The sequence below is a fragment of the Streptomyces tamarix genome (assembly GCF_032423885.1).
Lineage (GTDB): Bacteria > Actinomycetota > Actinomycetes > Streptomycetales > Streptomycetaceae > Streptomyces > Streptomyces tamarix.
Genome location: NZ_JAWCTQ010000002.1, coordinates 199025 through 214257 on the forward strand (window position 1 = coordinate 199025; position 15233 = coordinate 214257).

The window sequence follows — 15233 nt, forward strand, 5'->3', positions numbered from 1 at the left end:
TGGGAGCCCTGACCGCTTACTCGCCGCCGGAGTTGCCCGTGCTCGCCCTCACGGCCCCGCCCGCGACCGCGCGGCCCGACCTCGCGCCCACCGGGAACCGCGACCCGGTCGAACAAGCCGCGGTCGAGGGTGCGCTCGCCGCGGCCAGGCCCGAGACGCTGGTGCGCACCGACGTGCCCCAGCCCGACGGCTCAGTGCGCCTGTACGCGGCCTGGACCGACGGCGGCGGGCCCCTGGCCGACCACATGGACCGCGTCGCGCTCGCGCGCGGGCTGGACGTCTGATCCTGGGCCGAGATCCTCACCCACACCGCCCACACCACCCACCGCGGTCGGATCGAGGTACGCACCCACCCCCTGCGGCAGGTCCTCGCCGACGTCGAACGCAGGCACCGGGGCAACGAGGAGTACCAGGCCGGCTTCGCCCGGATGCTGGCCGACGACGCAGCACGGACCGGCCGCCCGCCGCTGCCCGCGCCCGGCATCCCCGCCTGGCCCGGCGTTGGCCCCCGGCTGTGGCACCGCTACGCGGGAGACAGCTTCATCGTCGAGCGGCACTGGCTCGACCCCTGAGACCAGGCGCGCCGCCGCACGGCGCCGCGGTCCCCGCCGGCCATCGCGGGCGCGCCGGGGTGCGTGCAGTCCGGTGGAAGTGGAGAAGGGCCGTCCCGCAGGGAGTTCGCCTGTCACCCTGGTCGCAGCCGGGCAGCCCCGACCTTCCGCCCCGCGCGCGGGGACGGCGTCACCAGGCGAACCGCACCGGCCACCGGTGCGGGCCTGGACGCATACCCCGTCCCCTCGCAGCCCGGGAGGGCCGCCGTGCCCGAAGACACCGCCCCACCCAGCTCGCCCAGCCCCCTCGACCAGACCCTGGCCGCGCTCGCCGCGGCACACCCCGGCCTGCGGCAGACCGACCCGTCGAAGTTCGGCGCGGCCCTCGCCGACGTACGGCTCACCCCGCAGCGCACCGCCCGCTTCCTCTGGGCCGGCTACGAGGTACAGGTGTCCGTCGGCCACGAGGACCACCTCGACCGCGACGACCCGGACAGCCCCGTCCTGTACCGGGAAGTCCGCGCCCACGCCACCCTCCTCGTCCCCCAGACCGTCGCGGTCGACGGCATCGGGCACGTCGAGTGGGAAATGACCAACTCCCGGGCAGAGACGGTGTTCCCTGACACGTTCACCGTGGCGGTCGCAGACCAGCACGACCCGCGCTTCGCCGCCACCGTCCTGTCGACCGTGGCCAAGGCCCTCGCGTACGTCCGCCTGGCCACCGAGCACGCGGGCGCCCATGCCGAGCGGGCCGCGGACGAAGTGCGGTGGGAGAGCGAGCGCCCGGCGGGGATCAGTCCGCGCAAGTGGCTCCGGGACGAGAGGGCGCAGCGGGACGCGGCAACGTCATGAGCCCCCGGCCCTCGAACTCGGCCGAACAACTCCGGACAATGTCGAACAACTCCCCTACCAGCAGCAGTACGCGGCACGCCGACGGGGAGCAGCAGAGCCGGCGAGCGGCGGTGCGGGGCCGCCGAAGCCGCCCGGGACCGCGCGGGGCGGGCCCGCGACGGCACGGGCAGGCGGGGAACCGGGACGATCACGTGCCGGCACCGTCCGCCGGGCCCTCGCCCGTCAGCCGGCGGCGCGCCTCGTCGAGGACCGCGCGCAGCCGCGCGCGCTGGCGCGTCTCGTCGGCGAGGCGGGCGTCGAGGACCGCGTTGTCGATGTACGGGGCGACGGCGACCAGGCGCTGGAGCTCGGCCGGATCGAGTGCTTCGACCTCCCACTGCACAGGACGGGCCGCGTCGAGCCGGTATCGGCGGGCGAACGCCGGCCAGCGGGGATCACCACCTTCCCCACCGCCGGCGGCAGCTGGTGCTCGCGGACCTGCTCGTGGGTGAGCAGCACGCGTTCCACCGAGGCCCAGCAGGCGGTACGCGCCACCCAGTCGCGCTCGATGTCGGCGCCGGAGGCGTCGAAGTCCTCGACGTAGAGCAGCACGGCAGGGCGCCGGTCGCGGGCGGTGCGCTCCTTGACGACCTGGACGTAGCCCTGACTGCCGAACCCCCGTACGACCAGCACGGGGACCCCGGTCTTCTCCAGCCAGCCGGTGAACTGGGCGCGCAGGATGTCCTTCTCACAGGCCACGTACACGGCCGTGGCCTGCCCGGCGGTGCGGTCCAGGCAGAACCGGGCGGGCGCCTGCTGGAGGAAGGCGTCGGCGTCCGGCCAGGCCGACGGGACGTGGACCTCGCGCAGCGGGTCGATCAGATCGGGGAAACCCCTCCCGGCGGCGGGCCTGCGCAAGAAGCGCGGGCAGGCGCCGGTAGGCCGGCGCGGTGTGCGGGATCACGGCCTCCGAGACCAGCCGGTGGTAGACCTGGCGCAGGGTGCAGCCGCCGACCGCGTCGTAGCCGGTCACGATGACGGCGGCCCGCTCCACCACGTCCGCCCAGCAGAGCCTGCTCGTACCGGTACATGCACCCCTCGCCCCCACCCGGCACGGCATGACCACGAGGTGTCCGTTCTCAGATCCTCAGATCCAGTGTCCCGTGTGTCCGACATCCAGGGTCAAGGCCCGTCGCCGCGCGAGGTCCGCGCCCGGCCTGCGGGACAGTTCCATCGCGCGGCGCGTGTTCACTGCCGGCGGTTCACAGGAGGCGCCACTCCTGGTACGGCCGATCGGCGGCGCACGTCTGCTGGACCACACCGGCTCCGTTGTAGATGTTCCCTCCCCTGACCTCCAGGCACTTGCCGCTGTGCCGGGCGACCAGGGCGAAGTAGCCGTTGGGGCGCTGGACGAGCTTCCACTCCTGGTTGGGTGTGTTGTAGCACTCCCACTGGTTGACCGTTCCCCCGTCGGCGATGCTCGCGGCCGCCACGTCCAGACACTTGTTGCTGTGCTGGGCGATCATTTTGTAGTAGCCGTTGCCCAGCGAGGTGAGGGTCCAGTTCTGGTTGGGCGTGTCGTAGCACTCCCACTGCTGGACGAATGCTCCATTGGCCGTGCTCGCGGCCGCGACATCCAGGCACCTGCCGCTGTGGTGAGTCTCCAGCTTGGCGCTGAGCGGGGCGGCGCTCGCAGGTGCGGCCGAGCCGGCGGCCAGCATCATCCCGCCGAGCGCGAGGACGGACAGGCGGGCGGTGAATGCTCGCGCGGATGCCTTCACGGTGATCTCCCTTGTCGAGTTGCGCTTTGGGGCGAACCGAACTGTCACCGTTGTACGACAGAAGAGGAAAATAATATAGAAAGCAAGTATTAGTAATATGACCCCATCATACCCTTATCGGACAGTTGTGTGATTTTAATAGGCCGTCACGACGCACTCAATTCCCCCGTCGGCCGACAAAGGGATTACGCGGCGACAACGCAAGCCTGCTGCATGAGAGGAAAGAGAGGACGGCGACTTCGGCTGCGCACAGTGATGCGCAACCCGCGCCTCGCGAGCCCCAGTTGCCCGGCTACCCCACTTTCCGGGTGCACAGAGCAAGGAAACCGTATGCGCTTTCACGGCTACACCGAAGGGTGATCGCATTCGATATCGCCCCGAAACGCTTCGGGTCCACGCTCGTCGGCTGTGCGTGAGTGGTCTGGTCGGGAGGCTCGGACGTGGTCCCTGGACGCGCCGGAGGCTGTGCGTCTGCCGGCGGTGTCCGCGTTGGTGGAGGGCCGGGGGCGGGTGGAGGCCTCGGCCCTGTTCAGGGTGTGGGTCAGGCCCGTGGACAACTGGTGGGCGAGACGGCGGGCGGTCAGGCCGCGGTGGTGGGTGGCGGGGCGTCGAGGACACGAGCACCTGCGGCGTCCCGGTGGACGAACACAGCGCGAAGGAGGACGTGTCGGCTGCGACCGAGGGCGATACGGATGCCGCCTGCCGGGCCTGGCAAAATGAGGGCCACCCGAGACCGGATCAGTGACCGTCCGCCGACTCGCCGACACCCTGGTGCCCCTCCCGCGGTCCACGCGCCGTAGCGGTACGCCCGGTCCCGGCCGTCGGCACTGGGCGCTCGCGGGGACGCAGCGCCGCGCCCCCACCTGCAACGGCTTCTGCTCCCCGGAGCACACCACCGTGTCCGCCGCCGCCCCGGCGCCCCACCGCCGTTGCACATCCGTCCACCGCAGCACCCGGTCGTTCCCTCTGGACCAGTCCCTCCGGCCACACCATGCTCCCCAGGCTCACCCCGCACCGGCCGGGGCGCCCGGCGTGTACTGCGCAGGTGTGGGCCAATGACCGTGCACGGTGAGAAGCACAACGCGTCGGAGCCGACCGCCCACCCCGGCCATCTGGAAGCTCCTGAACAAGGGGCGCGAGATGTGATCAATAAGGTGTCGTGACACCGAGGAGTCGAGATGCCGACCAACGTCTCCGTCCCACCGCTGGGGGAAGGTCTGAACGAAGTCACCATTGACGAGTGGCTCAAGCGACCGGGCGATCAGGTGACCAAGGGAGAACCGTTGGTCGAGATCTCGACCAGCAAGGCGACCATGTGCCTATACGTCCCCGTGGACGGATACCTTGCGGCAGTGGTGGCGGAAGTTGGGGAGACGGTCGAGGTAGGGGCGCTCGTCGCGGTCATCGACACATGAGCATTCCAGGCCACCCTTCGCTCACACGTGGACAACAGCGTCGGGGTCCGATGGAACAGGGGATGACGGTGGCAGTTGTTCCGGTTCGCGCGTCGTAGAAACGACCGGTTGCGAGGACGTTCTGAGGCACTGACGGAGGGCTGCTCCCTGCGGAGATCGGCTCAGCGTTACCGAGCTCTTTCCGACCCGTCGGGTGGGAGGGGCAATTGAGCTGACAACAGGTAAAGCCTCTGGTGGATGGGTTTTCGACCAAGAAATCCGTCTCCTCAGAGGTTTCGTGTGTTTGTCCACCCCCTCGGGCGCCGACGTGCCCGGCTGCGCCCTGCGCTTCCTGTCCGCCAAGTCCCGTCAGCGATGCCGAGGGCTCGGCACCCACTGGCGGCGCCCGAGTGTCGGTCGGCAGGTCCTGCCCGCTCGTGCCCATCTCCGCAACGGCCATCCGCAGGCTCATCTCGTGGCCGGATCCGGCATCGGGACCACGACCGCACACCGGTACGTCACCAAGGCCGTCGAGGCCCTGGCCGCTCTCGCGCCGAGTCTCGCGGAGGCGGTCCGGACAGCATCGTCGAAGGCGTTCGTGCTGCTGGAGGGGGCTCTGCTACCGATCGACCGGACCGCCGCGAACGGGCCCCTCTCGCCGGGGAAGCACAAGAGGCACGGGATGGGCGTGCAGGTCCTCGCCGCCCCCCTCCGGCCGGCTGCTGTGGGCCCCACCGGTCTTGCCCGGGGCCGTCCACGACGTTCCGCGACGACGGTCGCGATCTCGTCCATGGTGACACTCTTTTCCCCGTCTCCAGCGAGCGCATGGGGCGGTTCCAGTTCCGCTGGAGAGATGACCAACGGGGCCACCGGGCGGTGTGATTGATCGGCAGAAGCCGGGATTAACGGCTCGGGGCCCCGCTCGTTGCGCTCCCTGGACCTTCACTTGATCGTTGGGTGCCCCGAAAAGGACCACCGATTCTGGCACGGTTCACACGCATGGGGAGAATCATTTGCACCTCGTTCCTCCCGTGGAGGATCTTTCACCTGCCTGACGCGTGACCGAAAAATACTCTTCTCACGGGTGGGCACGGGCACCACACTTCCGCGTGAAGGGCTCTGACTGATCGGTACCTGGACATCCGGAATGAACCCGACCACGAGTAAGTGGATCAATTCGCGGGTGATCGGTCGGATGACAGGGGAATCTCGATCACCCCGGAGGAGTGAATATGCGACGGATCATGGATTTTCGCGATGAACGTCAGCGTGCGCTCGAACGTCACCCCTTGTGTGATTGGCTGTCCGACGAGCGGATCTCCGAACGAAACCGTCTGGAAATCCTGCCGATCCTCGCTCCTTTCGTCCTGGCCTTCCGGGACCTCAACCGCTGGGTCCTGCCCTTCCCTGAACCCTCGGCCCCCCTGCAGCGGTCCATCAACGTTCACACCGAGGAGGACAGGAACCACGCGGCCCTGTATCTGGAGGACTGGTGCCGCCTGGAAATGGACGAGCGACTGGGGTGGAGCGCGTCCGATGCCCTGTGGTGGATCACTCGGGCGCCGCAGACCCGCGTGCTGCGCGACACGCTGCACCGCTTCGCGGCCCTGCACCGCGCGGACGCCGGAGACCCGGTACTGCGTTTCTGCCAGAGCGAGGCCATCGAGGCGAGCGGCCACGTGTTCTTCCGCCACACCGCCCCGGTCGCCGCCCGGCTGAGCGAGGCCACCGGCCTCGACTACCGCTATCTCGGCCCCCATCACCTGGCTCTGGAATCCGGGCACGTCGAGACCGAGGACGCCTTCGAGACCGTCGAGCTCACCGAACGGCAGTACCGAGCGGGAACGACCCTGGTCGCCGACACCTTCGACGTGTTCGTTCGCATGTTTGACAGCTTCCATGAGTACGCACGCACCTACGCCGAGACAGGGACGGCACCCCGGCCGGACAGTACGCCGGTGATGCCCGTACCGGAGACCTGGAAGGCGTCGGACATGCTCCGCTTCTGCTACCTGCACCCCGCTACCGACGCCCTGCGGTACGACTGGCTCACCGTACTGTCGGGAAGCCGACTGCCGCACGCACGGCCCGCCGACCTCCTGTCCGCGCTCGCCGACAGTTTCCGTGCGTCGGCCGCTCGGTGAAGCGGCGCGTCCCCGCCACGCCGCCGAGGTCTCACCTTGCCCGGCCGCCCACGGCCGACCACGGCTCATCCCCACTTGCCCGATCCCTGGAGCGACGGCCCGTCGTCCCCTGGCACCGCACCAGCCGGCAGCCGCCCCGAGAGGCCCTCATGGACGTCATCACCGCGATCAGCAGCCGAAGGAGCGCCCGACGCCTGGTCGAGTCAGCCCCGAGTGACGAGGAGTTCGCCTTCCTGCCGCGGATCGCCGCCGCGGCACCCGGCCACGGACCGCTGCGGCCGTGGCGGTGGATCCTCGCACGCGGCGACGCGCGCACCACCCCCCGTCGAGGCCCTGGCCGGCGAGGGCGTCCACCCGTACCGCCCGTACCGCGCAACGCTTCACGCCCCCTGCGCGCTGTCCTGGCCTTCGTGCCGCGGCCAGGGCGCCGGGTTCCCGAGTGGGAGCAGCTCCTGACGACCGGTTCGGTCGCCTGCGGGCTGCTTCTCCTGCTGCACGCGCGGGGTCACACCGGGGTGTGACGGACAGGCGCCCTGTGCCGGAGCCGGCGCGGCCCGGGGCCATCTCCGTCTGATCGACGCCGAACGGTTCTCGGATGCCGTCGGCATCGGCACGGCCCGAGAGGACGCTCCGGCGCCCTCGGGCCCGTGATCGACGTGGACGCCCATCTTTCCATCGCAGTCTGACCACCGGCGGGGAGCGTCCCGTGCGCGGCGCAGCCTCGGTTGATCCATTGTGGAGGCGACATGACAAGCTCTGGGCGGCTGTCGAACAAGGGCGACCGGCCGAACGTGACGGTGCTCGGCGCGGGGACGATGGGAAGCGCGGCGGTACGCGCCCTGCTGTCCAGTGGCTGCGGCGTGACGGTGTGGAACCGTTCCCCCGCACGCGTCGCGCCGCTGGCCGCGGTGGGCGCCCGGGCGGCCTCGAGCATCGGGGACGCGCTGGCCGGGCCTGCGCCGGACGTGACGCTGGTGAGCGTCCTGGACTACCCGGCCGTACGAGAGGTCCTGGGGGCTGCCGGCGAACGGCTGGCGGGACGCGTCCTGGTGAACCTGACCACCGGGTCGCCCGAACAGGCCCGTGCCATGGCCGACTGGGCCGGCGAGCGGGAGGCGGCCTACCTGGACGGCGCGGTGATGGCCACGGCGGCCGGAGTCGGCCGGCCGAAGACGCTGTTCCTCTACAGCGGGTCCCGCCGGGCATGGGAGGCGGCGCTGCCGGTGCTGCGCCTGCTGGGCGAGCCCCAGGACCTCGGCCCGGACGCCGGACGAGCCGCGCTCTTCGAGACGGCCCTGCTCGATGTCATGTGGGCGTCACTGACGGGGTGGCTGCACGGCGCGGCACTGGTGGGCTCGGAGGGGACCACCGCGACGGAGTTCACCCCGCTTGTCGTGCGCTGGCTCGAAGAGGTCTCCGGCCTGCTGCACCTGTACGCCCCGCAGGTGGACCAAGGCGTCTATCCGGGAACCGACTCCACCCTGCACCTCCACGCGAGCGCCATCGCACACCTTCTGGAGGCCAGTGAACGACGCGGCGTCGACACCCGTCTCGTGAAGCTGTACGGGGAACTGACCGCGGCGGCGATCCGGTCAGGACACCGCGGGGACGGCTTCGCCTCACTGATCGAACAGCTCCGCGCACCCGGCCCGGCCCACCGGCCGGAGTGATCACCCGGGCGCGACGGCTCCCGCGCCCGCCCCGCCCGTACGTCCCAAGGAGGAACCGGATCGTGGAACGCTCCGACGAACTCGTCGCCAAGGCCGTGTCCCTCCAGCCGCTCCTGCGAGAACACGCAGCTCGGATCGACGCGGAGAGGCGGCTACCCGACACGGTCATCGACGCCGTCACCGAGGCCGGACTGTTCCGTCTGGCCACCCCGAAACGCTACGGAGGCCACGAGAGCGGCCTGCGCACCACGGTGGACGTGCTGGCGGCCCTCGCCGAGGGGGACGGCTCGACGGCCTGGGTCGTCGGACTGATCGGCGCCTGCAACTGGATGACCGGTCTGTTCCCGACGCGGGCACAGGACGAGGTGTACGGGGAGGACCCGGACAGCCGGGTCACCGGAGTGCTCAGTCCCACCGCCACCAGCCGCAGGACCGGCGAAGGCTGGCGCGTCTCAGGGCGCTGGTCCTACAACTCGGGCTCCTGGCACGCGCAGTGGGCCCTGGTCGGTATCCCGATCACCGATGACGGACAGAACGTGGTCGGTCAGGGCCTGGCCCTGATGCCCCGCGACGACTTCGACATCGAGGAGACCTGGTTCGTCGCGGGACTGCGGGGCACGGCCAGCAACACCCTCGTGGCCCAGGACGTCCTGGTGCCGGACCACCGGGTCCTGTCCGTCCCGGACGCCATCGAGGGCCGGTACCCCACGGAGCACGGGGAAGAAGCCCTGTACCGGTCGGCGTTCGTACCCGTCCTCTCCCTCGTCCTCGCCGGGGCACCGCTGGGGCTGGCACGCGCCGCTCTGCGGTACGTCATGGACCGGGCGGCGACGAAACCGGTCACCTACACGTCCTACGCCGCGCAGGCGGATTCCCCGGCTGTCCAGGCCCAGATCGCCAGGGCCGCGCTGGGCATCGACACCGCGCACCTGCACCTCCGTCGCGCCGCGCAGGACATCGACGACGCCGCACGGCAGGGCCGGTATCCCGACCGGCTCGCTCGCGCACGCGCCCGCGCCGACACCGGCTGGGCGGTGCAGCACGCCGTCGAGGCCGTCAACACCCTGGTGACTGTGTACGGTGCGGCGGCGTTCGCCGACGCCAGTCCGCTCCAGCGCATGTGGCGGGACGTGAACGTGGCCGGCCGGCACGCGTTCGTCGTTTCCGCGGTCACCGAGGAACTGTACGGCCGAGCGCTCCTCGGGATCAGCGAAAACATCACCCCCCTCATCTGAGGGGGGACCGAACGTGCTTCGGTTCGGCTGACATTCGGGATCAGGGGTCGAGTCCCCGGGAGGACGTCCACCGTGGAGGGCATGGGGAAGGAGAAGCCACGTCCTCGCTCGTTCACGTCCGAGTCCAGGGCGGGGACCGTCGAGTCGAGCCGGCGGGGTGACCGCTCGATCGGTCGAGTCGTCCGGGACTTCGATCTGACCGGGGCCGCGGTGCGGCCGTGGAGCAACCGGGCCCGGGTCGACGCGGGTCACGGACTCGCCCCGGCCGATGGCCGGGTCTGGTCCAGCAGGGCCACGGCCCGCACCGCGATCTTCGAGTAGGTCGGGGCTGGTACAACGTCCGCCGTCCGCGCAGCAGCCCCGGCTGTCGCAGCCCCACCGATGACGAAGCCGCCCTCGCGACCTGACCGACACAACCACCGTGTCCGTCGAAGCGGAACGAGTTCAGGGGGCGCCGGGGCCGGATCCGAGTGCCCGGCACGCGACGCCGACCCCCACCGCACGTCGCCTTCCCCGTGCCGCACGAACAACTCGGTGGGTTCGACCGGCCCGTACAGGGCTCGCCCTCCCGGCCCGTCCGCGCCTTCCGCCGTGCAGCAGCCGCTGCAGGTACCGAGCACGGTGGACAGGGAGGTACAGCGCCGATCATCCGTTCCTCGGTGACGGCCTCAGCGCACTCGGTAGAAGCGCTGGGTGACCTTGCCGTCGCCGGTGACGCTGCAGTAGCCGCAGGCAGCGACGCCGTTCAGTTGCTCCAAGGTGCTGCGCACGAGGATCCCGCCCTCCCAGATGATGCCTCCGCGACCGTCGGAATGGCCCACACCGTAGCCCGTCCACACCGCGAGGTTCTGACCGTCGGTTCCGGTGACGACAGCCTTGGCCGTACCGTCGAACAGGCCGTCCCCCGCTGCTTCTGCACATAGGTGACCAGGTCGTTCGCCTGTCGCCCGCCGAAGGTTCCGGAGTTGGTCATGGTGATTTCGATCACGGCGTACGGGGTGTCCACGTTCAGGACTCGACGCTCCACGATCTTCCCTGTCAGGTGAGAGAAGAGCCGATTGGCTGCCGCCGCGTTTTCCTCGTCCATTTTTTTCCTCCTTGAGGGAATCTTCCAGTGCCGTTGTACCTTCGCTCCAAGGGCACAGTAAGGCGCTTTCCGGACGCCCGCTCCGGACGGGATGTCAAAAGCAGACCGGCATGCAACAGATGCACCGGCAGCCACTGACGCACCAGGAGAAAAGACGTTCCTCTCTTTCTTGCCCATGACGGAAAGGGGATCACAGGCGTGGATCAATCCCTTCGTCGGGAAGCCTGCGTCATGGGTATTGCGCGGGCCATGGTCCGCGCTACGCTCGTGGTGCCTTCCGGCAACTCCTCCGGAAGTCTGCAGCTCTCTTCGAGGAGCGAAATGAAGCACGCCCAGAACCCCACTCGCTGCGACGGCCGGTGCGGACCCCCTCACGCCGGGCGGAGCGTTTCCGGCCACGCCCACCGCGCAGAACGCTGATCAGGACTGGGACTGCGGGGATTGCCTTGCAGCGAACGGATGAAGCTGCACCGGCCTCAGCCTCGCGTGCCGGACCGGCCCGCTGGACACTCCTGCGGGTCTTGATCCCCGCATGGCAACTTCAACCTTTTCCAGGCGTCCCCGACGGGTTCGCCAACGAATCCTTTAGGTGCGGGTCAGTAATAGCACCCACCGTTTATTCGACATCAGAGCACATCGTGACAGCGCTCCTGACGCGAACATTACCGTCACCGATGGTGCGGTGCGCGAGCAAGCCGAGACAGACCGGTAGGGGGAAGGGAGTTGGCGCCCCGCCCGACGCGAAAGGCCGGGTGGGGCAGAAGCAGGGGTTCCCGGAAGGACGCTCCAGCTTCGATGACGACCGGGAAAAGGCCCGACGGATCATCACGGATCCTCGGACGGTCCCAGAAGTCCTCGTAGAGGCCGGACCGCCCCGGAGCCGCGGAAGAGGTTTCGATGAAAGCGCCAGAAGACATACGCGTAGCCGGAGTCGCCGCATTTCTCCCGCCGGGGCGCGAGTCCGTGCAGGAGGCGCTCGAGCAGGGCCTGCTGAGCGCGGAACACGCGGTCGGCCTGGAACTCGAGCAGGTGCCGGTCATGCCCCTCGGTCACAGTTCCGAGGACATGGCGCTGGCTGCGGCCCGCGGCGCCCTGGCGGAAGCGGGGCAAGCACCGGCCGACCTCGACCTGTGCCTGTACGCCGCGGGCACGGAGTCGGAGAAGGGCTGGAAGATCGCCCCCAGGATCGCACGCCTCCTCGGGGCCAAGCGCGCTGTCGCCTTCAGCGTCCGGCAGATGTCCAACGCCAACGCCATGGCCATCCAGATCGCGCTCGCCCACCTGCTCGCCGAGCCGCGCACGACCAGTGCCCTGGTCGTGACGGGCGACGGTCTCGGCCCGGACAACCCCGAACGCTGGCACGGGCGGACGGAGACCGTGATGGGTGACGGTGCGACCGCCCTCGTCCTGGCGAGACGCCGCGGTCGGCTGGCCATTCGGTCCGTGGCCTCGTACGGCAGTCCCGAACAGGAAGCCGACTTCCCCCACCTGCACCCGTTGCGCGACAGCTCGTACGGGCAGCACCCCGAGACAGTCGCGCGTCCCGGTCTCAGTGAGCTCATGTCCAGGGAGAAGCTGACTTTCCTGATCCGCCGGCGTATGCGGGCGGCTGTGTCGGCCGCCCTGGCCGACGCCGGACTGCCGGCAGATGATCCGCGTCTGGCCTGGGTACTGCAACCCCGGTTCACCTCCCCCGGGTTGCAGCGTCTGATGAGCGAGGCGACGCCGCCCCAGTGCAAGGCCGAGCACCTGCGACCGGTCCACGCGACCGGCCACTTCGCCGCCGGTGACGTCACGCTGAACCTGGAGCACCTGACCAATCGGTGCCCGGTGCAGACAGGCCAGTACACCCTGCTGCTGAGCTTCGGTGCCGGGTTCGCCTGCACCGTTCTCGTCGTCGAGGTGCTCACGGACAGCGAGGTGCGACAGTGACGCGAACCGAGGAGACAGACATGACGCAAGTGGCCCAGGGCGTACGGGAAGTCCTCGCCCACGTTCTGAACCGCACACCGGACGAGATCGACCTGGGAATGCGGATCATCGAACTGCCCGGCATGGACTCGCTCCACCTCGTCGAAGCCGTCACCGTCGCCGAGGCCAGGTGGGGCGTCAAGTTCGACGAGGACGACCTGTTCGACGTCCGTACGGGGCACGACCTGTGCGCACTGATCCAGCAGACGGCCGAAGACCCCTCATGACTCCCCCGCCCAAGCCGGTCCCCTTCGAGCCGCCCCCGCACGCCCCCGAGACCGAAGCCGTCTACCGCGAACTGCGCGAGCGCGCCCCCGTACTGCCCATCACGCTGCCCGACGGCCTCACCACCTGGGTGATCACCCGCTACGCCGACGGAAAGCGAGCGCTGAAGGACCCCCGGTTCATCAAGGACCCGCGGGCGCTGCGGGATCCGCAGCACGGCTTCGGCGGTGTTCGCCACCCCGAGGACCTCATGATCGTGGGTGGGCGGCACATGCTCAACAGCGACGCCGAAGAACACGCCCGGCTGCGTGGCGTGGCCACCACGGTGTTGTCCGCGCGTGCCATGGCCCGGCGCGAACCGGAGATCACGACGATCGCGCACCGTCTGCTGGACCGGGCCGTCCAGGACCGCCGGGCCCCGCACGTCGGCCCGGCTGCCGAACCGGCGGTCGACTTGATGCAGGCCTACGCCCAACCCTTGCCCGAGACCGCGCTGGGCCGCGTCCTGGGGATGTCCGACGCGGCGACAGCCGAGGCCGCCGCCCACATGCGCCGCGTCATCAGCCGCGACCACCCTCTCTCGCCGCCCTGGCAGCGTGCCTACGCCGACCTGACCGACGTGCTCAGGGACGCGCTCGCCACCCCCCAGAACTCCGATGACGGCGACACGGTCATCGCCGCCCTGCAGGCCGCCGTGGCCGAGGGCCGGCTCACCCGGCGCGAGGTGCTCTCCACGGTCTCGATCATGTTCGCCGGCGGGATCTCCTCCACCGCGATCGCCATCGGCCACGGGGCCGCCACCTTGATGCAGACCACGAGCGTCCTGCGCGGTCTGCTCGACGACGAGGAGCGCGCCACCGTGGTGGTCGAGGAGCTCCTGCGCCACCACGCGCCGTTTCCGTTCTCGCCATGGCGCTTCGCCCGCGAGCCGGTCGAGATCGCCGGCACTGTCGTCCCGGAGGGCGCGGTCGTCTTCATCATGCTGGCCGCGACCAACCGCGACCCGGACCTCTACGACGCACCGGACACCGTGATCCCGGAACGTCCGGACGCTCCCCCGCACCTGGCGTTCGGACACGGTCCGCACTTCTGCATCGGGGCCCATCTGGCCCGTATCGAGATCAGGGTGGCCCTGCGCGTCCTGTTCCAGCGCTTCCCTGGCATCGTGCCCGCCGTACCGTACTCCGACGTCATCTGGAAGGGCGTTCTCTTCGACCGGACCCCGGTCGCTCTCCCGGTGCTCCTGGCCGGCCACCCTGGTCCACCCCCCGAATGAGTGGGGCCGATGTCCTCAGCGGTCGTAGGCGATCAGGGATCTCCTGACCGGGGCTCCGGTGGTCCGGTGGTGCCGGATGGCGGCGGTGAGGGCGAGGAGTCGTTGTCCGGTACGGGCGAAGACGCTCGCGGGGGTTCTGCCGCCGTGCTGTTCGAGGCCGAGCCGGTCCTTGAGGGTATCGATGACAGCCTCGATCCACTGGCGGACCCGGGTGATCTCGCCGTGTCGGGCCGACCCGTCCTTGCGGTCCGGCCGCACCGGGTGGACGCACAGGCGCTCGGTGCGAAACGCTTCGAAGTCCCGCCCGGCGAAGCCCTCGTCCACGAGGACCCCTGCCCGGCCCCGCCGTCTTGTGCTCAGCGGACCCGGCCGCACGATGCCGACCCCGGCTCTTCGTCCGCGACGCGGGCGGTGGCGTTGTCCGCGTACGGCTCCGGTAGCGCGTCGAGGCCGGGGGTGCCGATGGCGCTCGGCGGACGACCCGCTGCGGTTCCGGGGCCCCGGCCCACGGATCAGTGCGAACCGGCGCGCGAGCACCGCACCTCCGCGGATGCCGAACTGGCCGAACTGCCACGGCGGTCGGTGCGTGCGTCGGCCGCGCCAGAAGAGGCGCAGGACGAACTGCTTGCGGGGATCGACGACTGGCCGGCTCATGGCCCCTGACCTGAGCAGACGTGCCCGACGCCCGGGCGGTTCAGGCGACGGCGCCCCCTTCGACATGCGAGGGAGACCTTTCCCTCGCCCCGGACCCGGCAGGGGCCGGCCCTTGATCAATGGCTCGATTTCGTCTACCGGGCTGTCAGCGGCGTCAGCAAAGGTGGGGCACGTCCGGGCCTCCATCGGGGCCCTGGATGTTCGAGTCCGTGCACCCCACCATCCAAGGGAGAAGCATGCGTACCGAGATCGTCCTGTCCCACGAAGCCCCCGAGCTCGACCTCGACCTGGATCTGCGCGTCTCCGACCTCCCGGAGCAGGCCGAGTCGTTCGGCCAGGGCACCTACACCTCGCCGAGCAGCTACGCGATCGGCACGCGCTGCCCTGTCTGTTGCTGACGGACTGAGACCCCCC

At 70.1% G+C, this 15233-nt stretch carries 14 protein-coding genes and 2 pseudogenes; 12 read left to right on the forward strand and 4 right to left on the reverse strand.

All coding sequences use genetic code 11. From position 1 onward, the window contains the following. Positions 1-38: 38 nt before the first annotated feature. From RND61_RS02995 to RND61_RS03005, 3 genes are all read left to right on the forward strand, one after another. Positions 39-284, forward strand: coding sequence for a hypothetical protein (locus tag RND61_RS02995; protein ID WP_315876039.1), 246 nt, complete (start codon positions 39-41; stop codon positions 282-284). A gap of 144 nt (positions 285-428) precedes the next feature. Further along, a complete protein-coding gene (locus RND61_RS03000; protein ID WP_315876040.1) occupies positions 429-572 on the forward strand; it encodes a hypothetical protein in 144 nt (47 codons plus the stop codon). Between the two features lie 246 nt (positions 573-818). Next, positions 819-1403, forward strand: coding sequence for a hypothetical protein (locus tag RND61_RS03005; protein ID WP_315876041.1), 585 nt, complete (start codon positions 819-821; stop codon positions 1401-1403). A gap of 222 nt (positions 1404-1625) precedes the next feature. Here RND61_RS03005 and RND61_RS03010 read toward each other — a convergent pair whose 3' ends face one another. Further along, positions 1626-2300, reverse strand: a complete 675-nt coding sequence (locus RND61_RS03010; RefSeq protein WP_315876042.1) for a hypothetical protein — start codon at positions 2298-2300, stop codon at positions 1626-1628. Between the two features lie 344 nt (positions 2301-2644). Then, on the reverse strand, positions 2645-3163 hold the full coding sequence (locus tag RND61_RS03015) for an RICIN domain-containing protein (protein WP_315876043.1): 519 nt from the start codon (positions 3161-3163) through the stop codon (positions 2645-2647). Positions 3164-4341: 1178 nt separating this feature from the next. Here RND61_RS03015 and RND61_RS03020 point away from each other — a divergent pair. From RND61_RS03020 to RND61_RS03040, 5 genes and pseudogenes are all read left to right on the forward strand, one after another. Continuing rightward, a complete protein-coding gene (locus RND61_RS03020; RefSeq protein ID WP_315876044.1) occupies positions 4342-4578 on the forward strand; it encodes a biotin/lipoyl-containing protein in 237 nt (78 codons plus the stop codon). 283 nt (positions 4579-4861) lie between these two features. Beyond that, a pseudogene (locus tag RND61_RS03025) lies at positions 4862-5333 on the forward strand (IS5/IS1182 family transposase); the annotation flags it as partial. A gap of 456 nt (positions 5334-5789) precedes the next feature. After that, positions 5790-6701: a hypothetical protein gene (locus RND61_RS03030; RefSeq protein WP_315876045.1), complete on the forward strand. Its 912-nt coding sequence runs from the start codon at positions 5790-5792 to the stop codon at positions 6699-6701. Between the two features lie 746 nt (positions 6702-7447). Next, positions 7448-8371 (forward strand): NAD(P)-dependent oxidoreductase, encoded by a 924-nt coding sequence (locus RND61_RS03035; RefSeq protein ID WP_315876046.1) that lies wholly within the window; start codon positions 7448-7450, stop codon positions 8369-8371. Positions 8372-8433: 62 nt separating this feature from the next. Beyond that, positions 8434-9606: an acyl-CoA dehydrogenase family protein gene (locus RND61_RS03040; RefSeq protein ID WP_315876047.1), complete on the forward strand. Its 1173-nt coding sequence runs from the start codon at positions 8434-8436 to the stop codon at positions 9604-9606. A 745-nt stretch (positions 9607-10351) separates the two neighbouring features. Here RND61_RS03040 and RND61_RS03045 read toward each other — a convergent pair. Continuing rightward, positions 10352-10693: a hypothetical protein gene (locus RND61_RS03045; protein ID WP_315876048.1), complete on the reverse strand. Its 342-nt coding sequence runs from the start codon at positions 10691-10693 to the stop codon at positions 10352-10354. A 963-nt stretch (positions 10694-11656) separates the two neighbouring features. On the opposite strand from RND61_RS03045, the gene RND61_RS03050 reads away from it, so the two are divergent. The 3 genes from RND61_RS03050 to RND61_RS03060 are packed head-to-tail and all read left to right on the forward strand — an operon-like array spanning position 11657 to position 14165. Next, positions 11657-12625 carry a hypothetical protein gene (locus RND61_RS03050; RefSeq protein WP_315876049.1) on the forward strand — a complete coding sequence of 323 codons (969 nt, stop codon included), beginning with the start codon at positions 11657-11659 and terminating at the stop codon, positions 12623-12625. 20 nt (positions 12626-12645) lie between these two features. Further along, entirely contained in the window at positions 12646-12891 is a 246-nt protein-coding gene (locus RND61_RS03055) for an acyl carrier protein (RefSeq protein WP_315876050.1), read from the forward strand. After that, positions 12888-14165, forward strand: coding sequence for a cytochrome P450 (locus RND61_RS03060; protein WP_315876051.1), 1278 nt, complete (start codon positions 12888-12890; stop codon positions 14163-14165). Before RND61_RS03055 ends, RND61_RS03060 begins: the two co-directional genes overlap by 4 nt. 15 nt (positions 14166-14180) lie before the next feature. On the opposite strand, the pseudogene RND61_RS03065 reads toward RND61_RS03060, so the two are convergent. Further along, positions 14181-14495: pseudogene (locus tag RND61_RS03065) on the reverse strand (IS982 family transposase); the annotation flags it as partial. 560 nt (positions 14496-15055) lie between these two features. Between RND61_RS03065 and lanA the strand changes: the two are divergent. After that, positions 15056-15217: an SCO0268 family class II lanthipeptide gene (gene lanA, locus RND61_RS03075; protein ID WP_315876053.1), complete on the forward strand. Its 162-nt coding sequence runs from the start codon at positions 15056-15058 to the stop codon at positions 15215-15217. The last annotated feature ends 16 nt before the right edge of the window (positions 15218-15233 follow it).